Source organism: Winogradskyella eximia, assembly GCF_003386165.1.
Classification (GTDB): Bacteria; Bacteroidota; Bacteroidia; order Flavobacteriales; family Flavobacteriaceae; genus Winogradskyella; species Winogradskyella eximia.
Map to the genome: position 1 here is coordinate 25267 of NZ_QRDV01000007.1, position 17005 is coordinate 42271.

The 17005-nt window shown below is 32.7% G+C and carries 13 protein-coding genes and 1 tRNA gene; 5 read left to right on the forward strand and 9 right to left on the reverse strand.

The genetic code is table 11. The features are described from left to right. Positions 1–3: 3 nt before the first annotated feature. From DFQ10_RS13845 to DFQ10_RS13855, 3 genes are read left to right on the forward strand one after another with little or no spacing between them, the layout of a single operon-like run. Entirely contained in the window at positions 4–1458 is a 1455-nt protein-coding gene (locus tag DFQ10_RS13845) for a phytoene desaturase family protein (protein WP_115818039.1), read from the forward strand. 21 nt (positions 1459–1479) lie between these two features. Continuing rightward, on the forward strand, positions 1480–2319 hold the full coding sequence (locus tag DFQ10_RS13850) for a phytoene/squalene synthase family protein (protein ID WP_115818040.1): 840 nt from the start codon (positions 1480–1482) through the stop codon (positions 2317–2319). Positions 2320–2337: 18 nt separating this feature from the next. Continuing rightward, positions 2338–2784 (forward strand): sterol desaturase family protein, encoded by a 447-nt coding sequence (locus DFQ10_RS13855; protein WP_115818041.1) that lies wholly within the window; start codon positions 2338–2340, stop codon positions 2782–2784. A gap of 1 nt (position 2785) precedes the next feature. Here DFQ10_RS13855 and DFQ10_RS13860 read toward each other — a convergent pair whose 3' ends face one another. The 7 genes from DFQ10_RS13860 to DFQ10_RS13890 form a co-directional block, all read right to left on the reverse strand. Continuing rightward, complete coding sequence (locus DFQ10_RS13860; protein ID WP_115818042.1) at positions 2786–3361, reverse strand: TlpA family protein disulfide reductase; 576 nt, start codon at positions 3359–3361, stop codon at positions 2786–2788. Between the two features lie 78 nt (positions 3362–3439). After that, positions 3440–4318, reverse strand: coding sequence for an anti-sigma factor (locus tag DFQ10_RS13865; protein ID WP_115818043.1), 879 nt, complete (start codon positions 4316–4318; stop codon positions 3440–3442). A 72-nt stretch (positions 4319–4390) separates the two neighbouring features. Then, positions 4391–5062: a Crp/Fnr family transcriptional regulator gene (locus DFQ10_RS13870; RefSeq protein ID WP_115818044.1), complete on the reverse strand. Its 672-nt coding sequence runs from the start codon at positions 5060–5062 to the stop codon at positions 4391–4393. Positions 5063–5172: 110 nt separating this feature from the next. After that, positions 5173–7443 carry a T9SS type A sorting domain-containing protein gene (locus tag DFQ10_RS13875; RefSeq protein WP_115818045.1) on the reverse strand — a complete coding sequence of 757 codons (2271 nt, stop codon included), beginning with the start codon at positions 7441–7443 and terminating at the stop codon, positions 5173–5175. Between the two features lie 117 nt (positions 7444–7560). Beyond that, positions 7561–9831: an aconitate hydratase gene (locus DFQ10_RS13880; protein WP_115818046.1), complete on the reverse strand. Its 2271-nt coding sequence runs from the start codon at positions 9829–9831 to the stop codon at positions 7561–7563. A gap of 219 nt (positions 9832–10050) precedes the next feature. Further along, complete coding sequence (locus tag DFQ10_RS13885) at positions 10051–12828, reverse strand: bifunctional aconitate hydratase 2/2-methylisocitrate dehydratase (protein WP_115818047.1); 2778 nt, start codon at positions 12826–12828, stop codon at positions 10051–10053. A 239-nt stretch (positions 12829–13067) separates the two neighbouring features. Further along, on the reverse strand, positions 13068–14204 hold the full coding sequence (locus tag DFQ10_RS13890; protein WP_115818048.1) for an acyltransferase family protein: 1137 nt from the start codon (positions 14202–14204) through the stop codon (positions 13068–13070). Between the two features lie 21 nt (positions 14205–14225). On the opposite strand from DFQ10_RS13890, the gene DFQ10_RS13895 reads away from it, so the two are divergent. Together DFQ10_RS13895 and DFQ10_RS13900 are read left to right on the forward strand one after the other, a co-directional pair. Further along, positions 14226–15374, forward strand: a complete 1149-nt coding sequence (locus DFQ10_RS13895) for a hypothetical protein (RefSeq protein ID WP_115818049.1) — start codon at positions 14226–14228, stop codon at positions 15372–15374. Beyond that, on the forward strand, positions 15374–15973 hold the full coding sequence (locus DFQ10_RS13900; RefSeq protein WP_115818050.1) for an SCO family protein: 600 nt from the start codon (positions 15374–15376) through the stop codon (positions 15971–15973). Before DFQ10_RS13895 ends, DFQ10_RS13900 begins: the two co-directional genes overlap by 1 nt. A 62-nt stretch (positions 15974–16035) precedes the next feature. Here DFQ10_RS13900 and DFQ10_RS13905 read toward each other — a convergent pair. Further along, positions 16036–16111 (reverse strand) — tRNA-His (locus DFQ10_RS13905). A 59-nt stretch (positions 16112–16170) separates the two neighbouring features. Further along, positions 16171–16893, reverse strand: coding sequence for a bacillithiol biosynthesis deacetylase BshB1 (gene bshB1 / locus DFQ10_RS13910; protein ID WP_115818051.1), 723 nt, complete (start codon positions 16891–16893; stop codon positions 16171–16173). Positions 16894–17005: the final 112 nt, after the last annotated feature.

Below are 17005 nucleotides of genomic sequence, written 5' to 3' on the forward strand. Positions count from 1 at the left end.
TTAATGGGGAAATCAATTTCTATAATAGGTTCAGGATTTTCAGCCTTATCAGCTTCTTGCTATTTAGCGAAAGCCGGTTTTGATGTTTCAATTTATGAAAAAAATGATACTGTTGGAGGCAGAGCCAGACAACTTATTAAGGATGGTTTCACCTTTGATATAGGTCCAAGTTGGTATTGGATGCCTGATATATTTGAAAAATTCTTTAATGATTTTGGAAAAAGCACAAGTGACTATTACCAACTCGACAAATTGAGTCCTGCTTATAAGATTTTCTTTTCAGATGATGTTATAACCATTGGTGATCACATGGATCAAATATGTAAAGAATTTGAACGTATTGAACTTGGAAGCTCCATCCCTCTGCGCAAATTTATTACCAGAGCACAAGATCATTATAATATTGCGATTAATAAAGTGGTTTTAAAACCTGGTCTTTCTCCTTTTGAATTAGTGACAAAGGAAACCATAATGCGCTTAGACCGATTCTACAAAACAATTAGTTCTGAAGTCCGAAAAAATTTTAAAAACCCTAAATTAATTTCAACTTTAGAGTTTCCTGTATTGTTTTTAGGAGCAAAACCAAACCAAACTCCATCATTTTATAGTTTTATGAACTTTGCAGATTTTGGTTTAGGCACATGGCACCCAAAAGGTGGCATGTATGAAATTGTTAAAGCAATGAAAAGTCTCGCTGAAAGTTTGGGTGTTTCAATACATGTTAATAGCAACGTTGAAAAGATTGGTGTAAAAAACGGACAAGCACAAAGTATTACTGTTAATGGAAAAGAAATTTATTCGGATGTGATATTAAGTGGAGCAGATTATCACCACTCTGAAACCTTGTTAGATCTAAAATATAGACAATATAGTGAAACGTATTGGGAAGGTAGAACATTTGCACCTTCTTCCCTACTCTTTTATGTTGGTTTTAATCAGAAATTAAAAAATGTAGAACATCATAATTTATTCTTCGATACTGATTTTGAAAAACATGCTGAAGAAATTTATGACAATCCTAAATGGCCAAAAGATCCATTATTCTATGTTAACTTTCCATCAGTAACAGATAAAAGTATGGCTCCTGATGGATGTGAAACAGGTTTTTTCTTAATTCCTATTGCTCCAGGACTAGAAGACACACCAGAGTTACGAGAACAATATTTTAATATCATCATTAATAGATTCGAAAAAAGAACACAACAAGATGTTCTTAAAAACATTCTTTTTAAAGAATCTTATTGTGTTAATGATTTTGTTGAAGATTACAATTCATACAAAGGGAATGCATATGGCATGGCAAATACGCTGATGCAAACAGCATTTTTAAGGCCAAAATTAAAAAGCAAAAAGGTAGATGGACTCTATTTTACAGGACAACTCACCGTACCAGGACCAGGAGTGCCTCCTTCTTTAATTTCAGGAAAGCTAGTTGCTGAACTGATTGAAAAACACTAATTTTAATAACAACGAATCACTATGAAATCAATTTTTGACAATGTCTCCAAAGAATGCAGTAAGGCAGTTACTAATGCCTACAGTACGTCATTCTCCTTGGCTACAAAAATGTTATCGCTTAGCATAAGGCAAGATATTTACAATATTTACGGTTTTGTAAGATTTGCTGATGAGATTGTTGATACATTTCACGATTACGATAAAGAAACACTTTTTAATAATTTTGAGAGAGACCTAGAAGCCGCTTTAAGAGATAAAATCAGTTTAAACCCTATTTTAAATGCATTTCAAGAAACGTATCACAATTACGGTATAGATAAGCATATGGTAGATTCTTTTATGAATAGCATGCGTTTAGACCTTCATAAAACAGACTATTTAACAAATGACGAGTATAAAGATTACATTTATGGTTCAGCTGATGTCGTTGGCTTAATGTGCCTTAAAGTTTTTGTTAAAGGTGATAACGATAAATATAATGATCTAAAAGATTCTGCGATGAGCTTAGGCTCTGCATTTCAGAAAGTAAATTTTTTACGAGATTTAAAAGCTGACTTTGAAGGACTGAACAGAACTTATTTTCCAAATACCGATTTAAACCAATTAGACGAAACTTCTAAGCAAACTATTATTTTAGATATTGAAGCTGATTTTGAAAGAGGTTTAGAAGGTATTAAACGGTTGCCATTAGAGGCCAAATTTGGTGTATTTATGGCTTACCGTTATTACAGTAAATTATTAGAAAAATTAAAAAAGACACCTGCATTACAAATAAAATCTACAAGAATTAGAGTTCCTAATTACAGAAAAATAGAATTATTAACTAGAAGCTACGTTAAATACCAACTCAACTTGCTTTAAACTTTTAAGAAAACAAATATGCAAACCCTTTTTTGGATACTAATATTTTCAGGTACATTTTTAATAATGGAATTTAATGCTTGGTTTACACACAAGTATGTAATGCATGGATTTTTATGGAGTTTACACAAAGACCACCATCACAAAGACCACGATAGTTGGTTTGAGCGAAATGATGCTTTTTTTATATTTTATGCCATTGTAAGTATCACTTGTTTTTACTTATGGAGTTATGAAGATATATGGTATACACTTCCTATTGGCTTAGGTATTTTAGCCTATGGTATCGCCTATTTTGTTGTCCACGATATTTTTATTCATCAACGTTTTAAATGGTTGAGAAATATAGATAATAAGTATGCTAGAGGCTTAAGACGTGCTCACAAAATTCACCATAAACATTTGGGTAAAGAAAAAGGTGAAAACTTTGGGATGTTGTTTGTTCCCTTTAAATACTTTAAATAAATTATTCTGAAAGTAGTTGATCTAGTTGGCTTCTCACTTTTTCACTATTCCAATCAATAGCACCAGACTCATCTACTACAATTTCTCCGCGCTTATTAATAATAAAAGTTCTTGGGATAGTCGTTGTTGATAATTCTGTAGGCACTTGACTTAAAGTATTGTAGACTGCAAAATTATATCCTTTTTCTGTTTTGAATTTTTCTGCAACTTCAAAATCATCACTAGTGATAAATAAAAACTCAACGTCATTGTTATAATCATTATAAAGAGCCTGAAGGCTTGGCATTTCTGCTATACATGGAGGACACCATGTTGCCCAAAAGTTTATAAACACTACTTTTCCTTTTGTAGCTTCAAAATTTAGGGTTGTATTGGCGTCAGATTTTAATTGAAAATTAGCATAACTCACAGATACTCTATCTTCTTTATCAATAAGCGAAGATTGATTAATGTAACTCAAACCCTTATGAAGACCAATTTGAATTACCTTTCTTGTTTGAGGAATAATTAGTAAAACGATGATTGCAACACTAATTATATTAAAAATTTTAGATTTTCTCTTACTTGTTTCTGTCATAGCCGAATTATTATCAATAAAGAAGCGCAACACCAAAAGTAGGTATTACGCTTCACATCTAACAAATTTAATCTAATCTTAACTTTTTGTTACAATCCCAGAAATTTCAGAAACTGGACCTATTCCCATAGAGATAGCTGTATGTACTGAGGCATCGGTAGGAACTGCGTGTGCCAAAGGTTTTAATGTAAAAGGTAATGCACTATTATCTGGACTTGGTTCAACTGAAATTACAATTGTCGCTCCCCTTAAATCTGTTGGAAACGTCATTCCTGCTGGTGCATTTTGTAAATAATCTTCACCTGGAAAACCAGGACCATTTCCTACATCACCTTTAAAAACTGAAGTTGCTGCATTGTCGTCTGCTACTGTTGGGTTCGTAAATGTACCTGTACTAATTGGAGTTCCATCTAATACAGCCCATCCTTCATATTTCCAGCCATCTGTTAATGTTGGTAAATCTAATCCTGCTACTGCTGTTCCTGTAGAATTATCTAAAAACCAAACACCGCTCTCTTCATTTGTATCATCGGCATCTGTAGGAGTCGCCAAAATATAAGTACCTGTTGAAGCACTAAAATTCCCAACAATACCATTAGAATCTACATTAGCAGAGGCACCAGAAAAATCACCAGCTAAAATTTTGGTAGCTGCTGGATCTGGATCACTATCTATTGCTGGCTCAATAGATAACACAAAAGTGGTCGCTTCATTTAATTGAGTTGTGTTCACAGAAAAAGTCTGTGGAAAATCTATACTACTAAACGTACCTGTAGATACCGGAGAACCATCTACAATTAGCCATCCTTCGTAAACAAAATCACTCCCTAAAGCTTCTAAACCATTAAGATTAAGGGTTAAATTTGAATTTACCGAACTAGTGTTGTCATCATCACTACTGCATGAACTGGCAAAAATTCCTAATGCCAATACTGCTAAAATCATTTTTTTCTTCATTGCTTTTTTAATTTTAAAATTATATTTCAAAATTAAGCGATCAAAGCTCCATGAAATGTTAGATAGCTAACACTAAGCTGATTTTTTTAAGATTCTTATTTCTTTTCTGTTAAAATCTAAGTAATTCTCTTCTTTAAGTTCATTTAGTAGAATATTTATTGTTGGTCTTGAGGTACCAATGAGTGAAGCAATATCTTTCTGAGTATATGGATGTCTAATAACATGATCACCCGTTTTGTCACAGTCGTAACCAAAATCAACACAAAGCTCATCTAAAAATTCAATTAAACGTGTTTTGGTATCCTTAAATAACAGCAACTGTAACCTACGCTCTAATTTTTTAAATTTAAAGCCAATAAATTTATAGACTTTAAAACTAAAGTTTTGATTTTCTCGCATTAAATCGTGCATAATATCAACACTGATAGGACATATGGAAGTTTCGTTATCTATGGATTGTGCAAATTCATCGCGCTTTTCATCACCTAAAATAGCTTTTTCACCAAATAATTCTCCCTTTGTAAGAATGGCTTTTACGACTTCATTTCCATCTTCGCTATAATAGCCAATTTTAACTTTTCCATTTTCAATTAAATAGACTTTGTTGGCCGCATCTGCTTGAATATATATGTAATCCTTCTTTTTGTAAGAACAAAAACTGTGTTCATTTTTATAAATTTTAACTTTATGAGGACAAAGCACCTTAAAAAGGTTAACATTGTCAAAGAACCACAGTGACTGCATTAGTAAGTGTATTTGTTAGATGACTTTATAGTCGAAAAAAAACTATCATCCTAACATAAAAAAGCCCTTGAATATTTTCAAGGGCTTTTTTTTTATAGAGATTTCAGGTATTACTCTTTAATAATCTTTTTCGATTCAAGTTGTCCTTCTTCATTTTTTACTTTCACAAAATAAACACCATTTTCTAATGCTGAAATATTTAGATCAATTGAAAAAACTTGTTGCGCTTTGTGTGTTAAAACCATTTTTCCTAAAATATCAAAAACAGTAACTTCAATACTAGATTGAGCAGATTTAAAACTTAAACTAACCATATCTTTTGAAGGATTAGGAGATAATAAGTAATCACTTTTAATACTATTTTCTGTGATACTTAAAGGTGCTATAAATTCTGTATTAAAAGTATTTGTTATTACTGGTGTATTAAAATCGAATATAATACTCGCTGTATTTGGTATAATATCACCTATTTCATATCCTGCTAATGGTTTTATTTTATAGTATACAAAACCATGACTATTAGGTTCGTCAGTAGTTTCATCAGCTAAGTTTATATTATTAAATTGCCACGTTAAGGCGTCAAAATCGCGCTCAATGCCATAAGAATGACTTGCTCTTAACATTTGAAATGTAGTTTTATCTAACTTTGGGTCTAAAACATTGTCTATAGTTACATTTATTGCACTAGCAGTTCCCACATTTTGAAACCTAATGGTATAATACAAATAATCATCTTCAGTAAAACTTACATGTTCAATTTCTGGTCCATGTGACTCATTAATATCGTTGGGATCATAAGAACCTATAATAATTTCTGATAAACTAGAGGAATTATTTTCAATTACTACATCATTTGCCACTGTTGTATACTCAGCAACATTAGTAATCATACTACCTAAATTCGCAGACGTGGATACTAATAAATCAATATAAATTACTTCACTTTCTCCTGGTAGTAAGTTTATAAAATCTAAGGTGAATCCATCTGCTGTAGTTGTAATGGAATTATCTGTACTCAACCCTGTTGCTCCAGAATAGGTTACCAAAGGATCCTTAGTAAACTCTAAAGTACCGGAACTGACTGTGGATTCTCCATTATTTTTTATAACAAGCATATTTCTATATGTAAATCCTGGTCTAGGAGCTGACCAATATGATAGTAAATTCACTGAAACATCATCACAAGTATCTTGTACTATTAAATTCATCTCTGAAATTTGAACACACTCTGAGTTTATACTGCTCTCGACTCTAACATAGATTACCTCATTACTCCCTATATAATTATTTGGAGATGCAATAGAATTGGTATTAGTATCTGCATCAACTAAAGTATTATAATAACTTATATTATACTGATACGTACTTAAGCCAGATAGTATTAACGTATTTCTGCTCGTTAAATCAAAAGCACCAATGCCATCAGTAGAGGAGCCGCTTGTATTATCACAAACAATATAATCTAATTCTGTATTTGGAGTTGGTTCTGAAATTGATAATAATTGAAATTGGGTAATGCTTAGATATGGATCGCAATTAAAATTAGTGTTATTTGGATCATATACCCTGGCATAAATAGTTTGATTCGGCGACAATGCCGTATAATTAGAAGCATTCGTTATTGGATTATTTAGATTACTAGCATCATTATAGCTAACAAAATAATTAACCACTGCTAACTGTTGTCCTCCAATAATTTGAGCATCATTTGTAGTTAAATCAAATACGTTGTCCGTTGCATCAATAGAACAATCTCCCATATTAGGAACCCAATTAGCAAATAAAGTCGGAAAATCGGGAATAACCTCTAAAGGAATAATATCTAAACATGAACCATCATTTTCTTCAATACGTAGATATAATATAGTTACATAGTCATATACTTGATAATAAGTAATATTGTTATTATTACCTAGAATAGCGTCACTCTCAGTAACATAATATCTAGTTGTTATATTAGAAGCGTTAAATAAATAGTTATGGCTCTGCAAATCATCAATAAAAAAATCATTACACTGAACAAATTCATAGTTGTTATTGGATAGGTAGTCACTCTTTAAGATTTGAACCCAACCTATAAGATTACTATTATCAGAGAACGTTGCTACAACTTTATAATATCCAAGTCCATTGCTATTTCCAGTGATTGTTAATAAAGGATCCGTTGCACCAACAATTTCTTCATTTGCAGAACTAATTGAAAATCCATAATACCATTGATAAGTAATATTTGTATCAGTCGTATTTATTACAGTTCCTTCAAGCTCAAGAGAACCAGTTTCACATAAATATAAAGTAGATGGTAGTTCAATGGTTTGTGCCAAAATTTCATTGGTTTGTAATAACAAGATGAAACTTAAAAAGAGTAGTGTTTTTTTCATAAAATTATATTATAAGAACGAATATACTCTTTTTAATTTAGCATTAATCCTTTATTAATTGGCATAAAAAAATCCGTTAGAATTTCTAACGGATTTTTATTAATTATAATTTAACAACTAAGCGTTGTTCTCTTTTTTAATTAAATTAAGAGCAGAGCCTTCATTATACCATTCAATCTGTGCATCATTATAAGTATGATTCAACGCTATTACATCTTTACTACCATCTGCATGAACAATTTCTAAATGCAATTGCTTATCTGGTGCAAATTCATTTAAATCTGTAAAGTTGAAGGTATCATCTTCTTGAATTAAATCGTAATCTGCTTCATTAGCAAACGTTAAACCTAACATCCCTTGTTTCTTAAGGTTTGTTTCGTGAATACGAGCAAAAGACTTTACAATCACGGCTACAACACCTAAATGTCTTGGCTCCATTGCTGCATGTTCTCTAGAAGAACCTTCACCATAATTATGGTCACCAACCACTATAGACTTTACACCTGCTGCTTTATAAGCTCTAGCCGTATCTGGCACACCGCCAAACTCTCCAGTTAATTGATTCTTAACAAAGTTTGTTTTCTTACCGAATGCATTAACAGCACCTATTAAACAATTATTAGAAATATTATCTAAGTGTCCTCTAAAGCGCAACCATGGTCCTGCCATAGAAATATGATCTGTTGTACATTTCCCAAAAGCTTTAATTAATAATTTAGCTCCATCTATTTTATTTCCAATAGGCTCAAAAGGAGTTAATAATTCTAATCTTTCAGAAGTAGGACTTACCTTTATCTCTACACCACTTCCATCTGCAACTGGCTCTAAATAACCATTCTCTTTTACCTCAAAACCTTTAGGTGGTAATTCCCATCCTGTTGGTTCATCGAACATAACTTCTTCTCCATTTTCATTAATTAACTTATCCGTCATTGGATTAAAGTCTAAACGACCCGCAATAGCAATGGCAGCTGTTATTTCTGGTGACGCAACAAAAGCATGTGTGTTTGGATTACCATCAGCACGCTTAGCAAAGTTTCTATTAAATGAATGCACTATACTATTCTTTGGTGCATTTTTAGGGTCACTATATCTCGCCCATTGTCCAATACATGGACCACAAGCATTGGTGAATATTTTAGCATCTAATTTTTCAAAAATCCCTATAATACCATCACGATCTGCTGTGTAACGCACTTGCTCAGAACCTGGATTAATTCCTAATTCTGATTTCATCTTAAGTCCCTTATCTATAGCTTGTTGTGCAATGGATGATGCTCTTGACAAATCTTCGTAAGACGAGTTGGTACAAGAACCAATTAATCCCCATTCTACATTAATAGGCCATTCGTTTTTTGTAGCGATCTCCGTCATTGACTTTCCGACTGGTGTTGATAAATCTGGCGTGAAAGGACCATTTAATAAAGGACCTAATTTAGATAAATCAATATCTATAACTTGGTCAAAATATTGCTCAGGGTTTGCGTATACTTCTGCATCACCAGTTAAGTATGGTCTAATCTTATTGGCTTCATCTGCAACATCTGCTCTATCAGTGGCACGTAAATAACGTTCCATTGAATCATCGTAGCCAAAAGTTGAAGTTGTTGCTCCAATCTCAGCTCCCATATTACAAATTGTTCCTTTACCTGTACAAGACATAGATATTGCTCCAGGTCCAAAATATTCTACAATAGCACCTGTTCCACCTTTCGCTGAAACTATACCTGCAACTTTTAATATAACATCTTTTGGTGCTGTCCAACCCGAAAGTTTTCCTGTTAATCTTACACCAATTAACTTAGGAAATTTAAGTTCCCAAGCCATTCCTGCCATAACATCTACAGCATCTGCTCCACCTACTCCAATGGCAACCATTCCTAAGCCACCTGCATTTACAGTATGTGAATCTGTCCCAATCATCATTCCACCAGGAAATGCATAATTCTCTAAAACTACTTGGTGAATAATACCTGCACCTGGTTTCCAGAACCCAATACCGTATTTATTAGAAACCGACTCTAAAAAATTAAATACTTCACTACTTGTATTATTTGCATTTTTTAAATCTGTTGCAGCACCATCTTTGGCTTGTATTAAGTGATCACAATGCACTGTAGTTGGTACAGCTACTTTTGGTTTACCTGCTTGCATAAATTGCAATAAAGCCATTTGCGCAGTTGCATCTTGACAAGCTACACGGTCTGGTGCAAAATCCACATAATCCTTTCCTCTTCTGAAGGCTTTATTAGGTTTTCCATCCCACAAATGTGAGTATAATATTTTTTCAGAAAGTGTCAACGGCTTACCAACAATGTCTCTCGCAGCATCAACGCGCTCTTTCATGTTAGCGTAAACACCCTTAATCATATCAATATCGAATGCCATAGTATTTTTGTTTTATAAATTTAATTCTACTAATATACAAAATGCAAGATGACTTTAAAAGCCCAAATAGCATATAAATAATGATAGTGGAATAAGTTTTTTCAATACTTGAATTGTAGTAAATAAAATGAGCTATTGTTTTAACCGTATGTCTTTTTTAAATACAAAAAAGCCTGAATCTAAAATTCAGGCTTTTACTTATATAAAATAATATTTTAATTATCTCACTAATTGCTTTGTTGAAGGCTTAAACTTCGTTAAAACAATACCATCTACAGCAGCTTCATATTCTGCCAAAGTTGGTGTTCTACCTAATATTGTAGATAATACTACTACTGGAGTTGACGATAATAATGACTCCCCTTTTTTCTCACCAGAATCTTTTACAACTCTACCTTGAAATAAACGTGTTGATGTGGCCATAACCGTATCGCCTGGTTCAGCTTTTTCTTGGTTACCCATACACAAGTTACAACCTGGACGCTCTAAGTATAACATGTTTTCGTATTTAGTACGTGCTAATCCTTTAGGAGCATTATCATCGAATTCGAAACCAGAATATCTTACAAGGACTTCCCAATCACCTTCAGCTTTTAACTCATCTACAATATTGTAAGTTGGAGGTGCAACTACAAGAGGCGCTTTAAATTCAACTTTACCATGTTGTGCTTCAATGTTCTTTAACATCTGCGCTAATATTTTCATATCACCTTTGTGAACCATACAAGATCCAACAAATCCTAAGTCTACTTTTTTAGTGCCACCATAGAAAGATAAAGGTCTAATATTATCATGTGTATAACGTTTAGAAACATCCTCGTTATTTACATCTGGATCTGCTATCATAGGTTCAGAAATTTCATCTAAATCAATAATAACTTCTGCATGATACTTTGCATTAGCATCTGGTCTTAAAGAAGGTTTAATTCCTGTTTTAAGTTCTGTAATTCTAGTATTTGCTTTATCCACTAACCCTTTAAGAACTTGCTTGGCATTATCCATACCCTTATCAATCATGATTTGGATACGACCTTTTGCAATCTCTAAAGATTCAATCAACGTGTCATCTTCAGAAATACAGATAGACGCTTTAGCTTTCATCTCAGCTGTCCAATCCGTAAATGTAAAAGCTTCATCTGCAGTAAGTGTTCCGATATGAACCTCGATGATTCTACCTTGGAACACATTTTCGCCTCCAAATTGTTTTAACATTTGTTGTTGTGTAGCGTGAACGACATCACGGAAATCCATATAAGATTTCATTTGTCCTTTAAACGTCACTTTTACTGATTCTGGAATTGGCATTGTAGCTTCACCTGTAGCCAATGCTAAGGCAACGGTTCCTGAATCGGCTCCGAAAGCAACACCTTTAGACATACGTGTGTGTGAATCTCCACCAATTATAATATCCCAATCACCAACAGTAATATCGTTAAGTACTTTATGAATAACATCTGTCATTGGGAAATACTTCCCTTTAGGATCACGACCCGTAATTAAACCAAAATCGTTCATAAAACTCATTAACCTTGGTATGTTAGCTTTAGACTTATCATCCCAAACAGACGCTGTATGACAACCTGATTGGTAGGCACCATCAACAATTGGAGAAATAACTGTAGCTGCCATCATCTCTAATTCTTGAGACGTCATTAAACCTGTAGTATCTTGCGAACCTACAATATTTACTTCTGCTCTAACATTAGAACCTGCATGTAACGTTTTACCTGGTGTAGTTCCTACAGCATTTTTATTGAATATTTTTTCAACAGCGGTTAAACCTTGTCCCTCAATAGACACTTCTTTAGAAGCGGCATATACTTGAGGAATATCTATTCCTAATATTTTACAAGCTAATGTTTGTAATTTTTTACCAAATACAACAGCGTAAGAGCCACCTGCTTTAATAAACTCCATTTTTGGTGGAGTTAATGCAGTAGAAATATCTTTTAATTCTACACCGTCTTTGTATAATTTTTTTGTTTTTGTATTAATTGTTAATACTGTACCTGTATCAACAGAATACGTTTGCTTTAAAATTGGTTCGCCATCTTCATCTACAATAGTATTTCCTTCTGCATCTTTTTGCTTAACCCAGTTTTTTAAATCGATACCAATACCACCAGTTACACTAACCGTTGTTAAGAAAATTGGTGCAATTCCATTTGTACCAGCAATAACCGGAGCATAGTTTATAAATGGAACATATTTACTAAATGGAACACCTGTCCATAATGCGACATTATTTACACCTGACATTCTTGAAGAACCAACTCCCATGGTTCCTTTTTCAGCAATTAACATCACACGTTTATCTGGATGCTGCTCTTTTAATGCCAACAATTCACTTTGCATCTCTTTATTATGCTCAAACATACATTGCCCATGCAATTCTCTATCTGATCTTGAGTGAGCATCTGCACCAGGAGATAATAAATCTGTAGAAATATCACCAACACCAGCGATATAAGTCACAACTTCAATCTCTTCTTCAACATCTGGTAACTTCGTAAAGAATTCAGCCTTAGCATAACTTTCTAAAATATCTTTTGCAATGGCACTGCCTAATTTAAAAGCATTTTCTAAACGCTCAGTATCTGCTTCATATAAAAACACTTGTGTTTTTAACACTTTTGCAGCTTCTTCTGCAATAGTAGCATCTTCTCCTAAAGCTAAATCTAGTAACACCTCTACTGAAGGTCCACCCTTCATGTGAGATAATTGCTCTAAAGCAAATGCAGGAGAAATCTCTTTTACCACTGACTCACCTAAAATAATTTCTTTTAAAAACTTCGCTTTAACACCAGCAGCACTAGTTGTTCCAGGTAGCACATTATAAATAAAAAAGTTTATTGAGTCGTCCCTGTTTGGATTATCTATATCTTTAATTTGTGCAATGATCGCACTTAGTAATTCTGCACCATCAATTGGCTTTGGGTGAAGTCCTTGATCTTTACGATCTGCTATCTCTTTAATGTAGTCTTGGTAAATGTTCATATATGTAGAGTTATTTCTTTTTAAAAGGACACAAATCTACAAATTTTAAGGAGGATTAAAAAATATGTAACAAAATAGAGATTACGTTGTAAAACCACAGCTGTATCAGCAAAAATTAAGACAAAAAAATAAGTATTTAACAAAAAAAGCACCTAATAAATATTAATTTAACAAAATTCGTTATTTAGAATAAATATGAAAACGGTCCATTATATCAAATTTTATAATATTAAAAAACATCATTTGAAGTAATGTCTAATTTTTGATGAATCTCTTAAGTTAGTCATTGGTTTTTCAAAAAAGCGATACACCAAATATGATATAACAATGATTAAGCAGAGATAAGTTATAATGTATATTAAAATATCCATTTTCGGCAAGTTATCTGAAGCCCATTTATTTTTCATTAGCTGTAAAATAATAGAATAATGAAACACATAAATGGCATAAGAAATTACACTAATAAATGTAATTGGCCTACTTATGAGTTTATGCGCTTTTTTAAGTTCACTCAATATGGGCAAAACTAATAGTACAGCTACTGAATTTAAAGGTAAATACCACAAGTTCCAAAAGACAGGATGTGTTTCTATAAAGATATATTGCAAAGGCACTATAAGGTTTAAAACAAACAATAAAAGCGCACCCAAAATAATACCTATGTATTTACTATGTTTCCAAAATTTTGGTTTAACCATAGAAATGTAAGCTCCAAAAACACCATAATAAATAGCATCAATTCTATAAATGACAACCGCTTTTAAGTGAGAATTCCAATAACGCATCGATTTTATATCATCATTAATAGAATAGAACCATTTCGTTATTGTAAACATCATTATAATAAGGAGTGTAATAATCAAAAACTGTTTCGATTTAGACCACTTTGTTTTTATAAATAAAGTACCATATAACAATAAAGGTCCAATGATGTATGCAAATTCTTCAATAGATAAGCTCCAAGATTCAACAAAAAAAGAAGGCATTTCTGTGGCGAAATTTTGAAGAAACACAACGTATGTCCAAAGATTATCTGGTAAGCTATAGCCCAAATAAATGGCAATACCTATATTTAGAATTAAGGCCAAGTAATAAGTAGGTAACGTTCTAAACCAACGCCTTACCCAAAAATAAGAAATTGATTTAAAGCTGAAATCATCTGATAGATATAGTTTATAAATGATGCGTCCAATAAGAAAACCACTAAGCACAAAAAATATTTCAACACCTAAAACACCTGCAATTCCCATCATATCAGGAATAATGCCTTGTGCATTTGGAACGATCCAAGACACATGAGAAAAAACAACTAGCACTATTGCTATAGCTCTCATTAGATCTAAACCAAAAACACGGCTTTTGCTATGTGCTTGCATAAAAAATGTTACATTTATTGTGTGAAGTCTAAAATACTAAAATATTCAGTTTTATTAGTGCTTATAGCCATAAGTGTTGGTGGTATCTATTATTTAAACCTACCTAATAGACATAAAGCCATTATAAAAACACGCATTAATCATAGTTTAGGCTTGGTAGATAATACTTGGAATATAAACACCAAAAACAATACACTATCTCTAATTACACCTACATTGGTAGTAGATCAGGTATACAAATCTATGGAAGGTCCAAAAGTGATGCGCTCTTTTCAAATTGATCCTAAAACTGATGATTTATTATGGATAACTTCTTTTGAAACCAAAGCAATCAGCACCAACGAAGTTGATGCGCTATCTAATGATTATGTGTGCCATACAAATATTGATTTTTATGATGGTGAACATTATGCACGATGGAATTTAAATGAACGCATTGGGCAAAATTATCCAAGATTAACTTCAATGAGTAATGGTATAGAAAAATATAAATTTCCCGAAGGATTTGGATTTCCTGTTTTTGGTAATGAAAACTTATTTCTGTCTACACAAACTCTAAATCATAATATAAAGAGTGATCCATTCTCCGTAAAGCATGAAGTTAGTTTGGGTTATAAACCACATAGTGATGCAATGAAACCGCTTCAAAGTAAAACGGTCTTTATAATGTTACCTTATGATGCAGACAATCCTTTTAAAGGACCAACGGAAGCTAATCCCAATATGTGTTTACCCGTAGAAACAGGAAATCATAGCTATAGCGATGAAGATGGAGAAAGTCTGTCTGGTCATTGGGTCGTTTTCCCTGGAGAGAAACGGTATCGTTATGATATTACACATCAACTTCAATTAAAAGATAGCACTACCATGCATCACATTGCAACACATGTGCATCCTTTTGCAGAAACCTTATCTTTTAGAGACAAAACAACGGACTCTATACTTTTTACTTCCATTGCTAAAAATTACACTGATAAAATTGGCTTGAAACATGTGTCTTCTTTTTCTAGTAAAGCAGGAATAATGTTATATCCAGATCATAATTATGAACTAATACTTGAAACAAATAATACTTCTGGTGTACAACAAGATATGATGGCTAGCATGTTTGTGTTTTTATATGATAAAGAAATGCATAAAAAACTGAAAGCTTATAACTCTAAAAACTAATGCGTTTACAAATTTGTTTACTCATATTATTATGTATTGGATGCCAACCGAATGTTGAAGAGTTACCTATATTAAGCTATAAGATTAATACTGAAAACGAAAAGGAATTCTATAGGGTTTCTTATTCGGGTTTTACAAACCAAGAAGGGAAACAGATGACTTCCCAAACCATTCAAAATAAAATTGTAGTCGCAAATTTCTTTTTTACACGTTGTCCTAGTATCTGCCCACCAATGCGTACATTACTTATTGATATTTCTAAAACTTTTATAAATGACGATGCTGTTATACTTATTTCGCATAGTATAGATCCAAAAAATGATACTATTGAAGTTTTGAAACAATATTCTGAAGCTACAGAAATACCAAGTAGCAAATGGCTGTTTCTGAGATCTAATGAAGAAAACACTAAAGCATTAGCGTCTCAATTTATGACTAATTTTAAACCTAATGAAGCTGGCACAGATTTCTACCACAGTAGTTACATCGCCATTTTAGATCACAACCAAAACATACGTGGATTTTACAACAGTTTAATTCCTGAAGAAGTTACCCGTTTAAAAAAAGATATCAAAACACTTTTGACTTCTATTAATTAAAAACAGCATTTAAATTCACTCCACAAAAAAAGCCCTTCATTTCTGAAAGGCTTACTACTTTTGGGTGGAAGACCGGGTTCGAACCGGCGACTTTCGGTACCACAAACCGACGCTCTAACCAGCTGAGCTACAACCACCATTTTAAATTGGATTGCAAAGATAATTTATTTGTTATCTCTTGCAAACAGTTTTTGAAATTATTTTAAATCAAATAAAGAATCTACAGCTACAAAACGCTCAACTGTGTAACCCTCAGCATGTTCCACACCAATTAATCGCCCTAAATTTCTTGCTCTGTAATCAATACTATCTGTAAAATTTTTGCTAGAAATCGGAGTTTCAGGCTCTTTACTATTAGGATCAAAAAACTGCGTCTTGTACGCTAATACAGATTCTACTTTCTTTTCCATAAAACCAGATACGTCAACTACAACATCTGGTTCAATATCTTTCCATTGTATATAATGGTAAACTACTTTTGGTCTCCAACGTTCTTGAGGTTGAGTTTCGTCCTTATATATAGTCTCTATTTTTTTTAGGCCACTTAAAAAACAAGCATCACTTACTAATTGACTTCCTTTAGGGTGATCAATATGTCTATCATCAATAGCATTACAAATAATAATTTCTGGTTGGTAATACCGTATCATTTTAATAATCTCAAGTTGATGTGCTTTATCATTAATAAAGAAGCCATCCGCAAATCTCATATTAACTCTAGAATGTATGCCTAAAATTTTAGCAGCATTAAATGCTTCTTCATCTCTAGATTCTGCCGTACCTCTTGTTCCTAATTCTCCTCTTGTTAAATCTATTATGCCTACTTTTTTTCCTTTCGAAATTTCTTTAGCTAAGGTGGCACCACATCCTAATTCTACATCATCTGGATGTGCTCCGATTGCTAATATGTCTAATTTCATCTTCTTTTTAATTTTTCTGAATGTCAAAAATATTAAAAAGAAGGCATATAATCGCTTTCTTTTTAATGCGCAAACGGTTTCGATTGAAACAATCTATTATTTTCTCAAAATT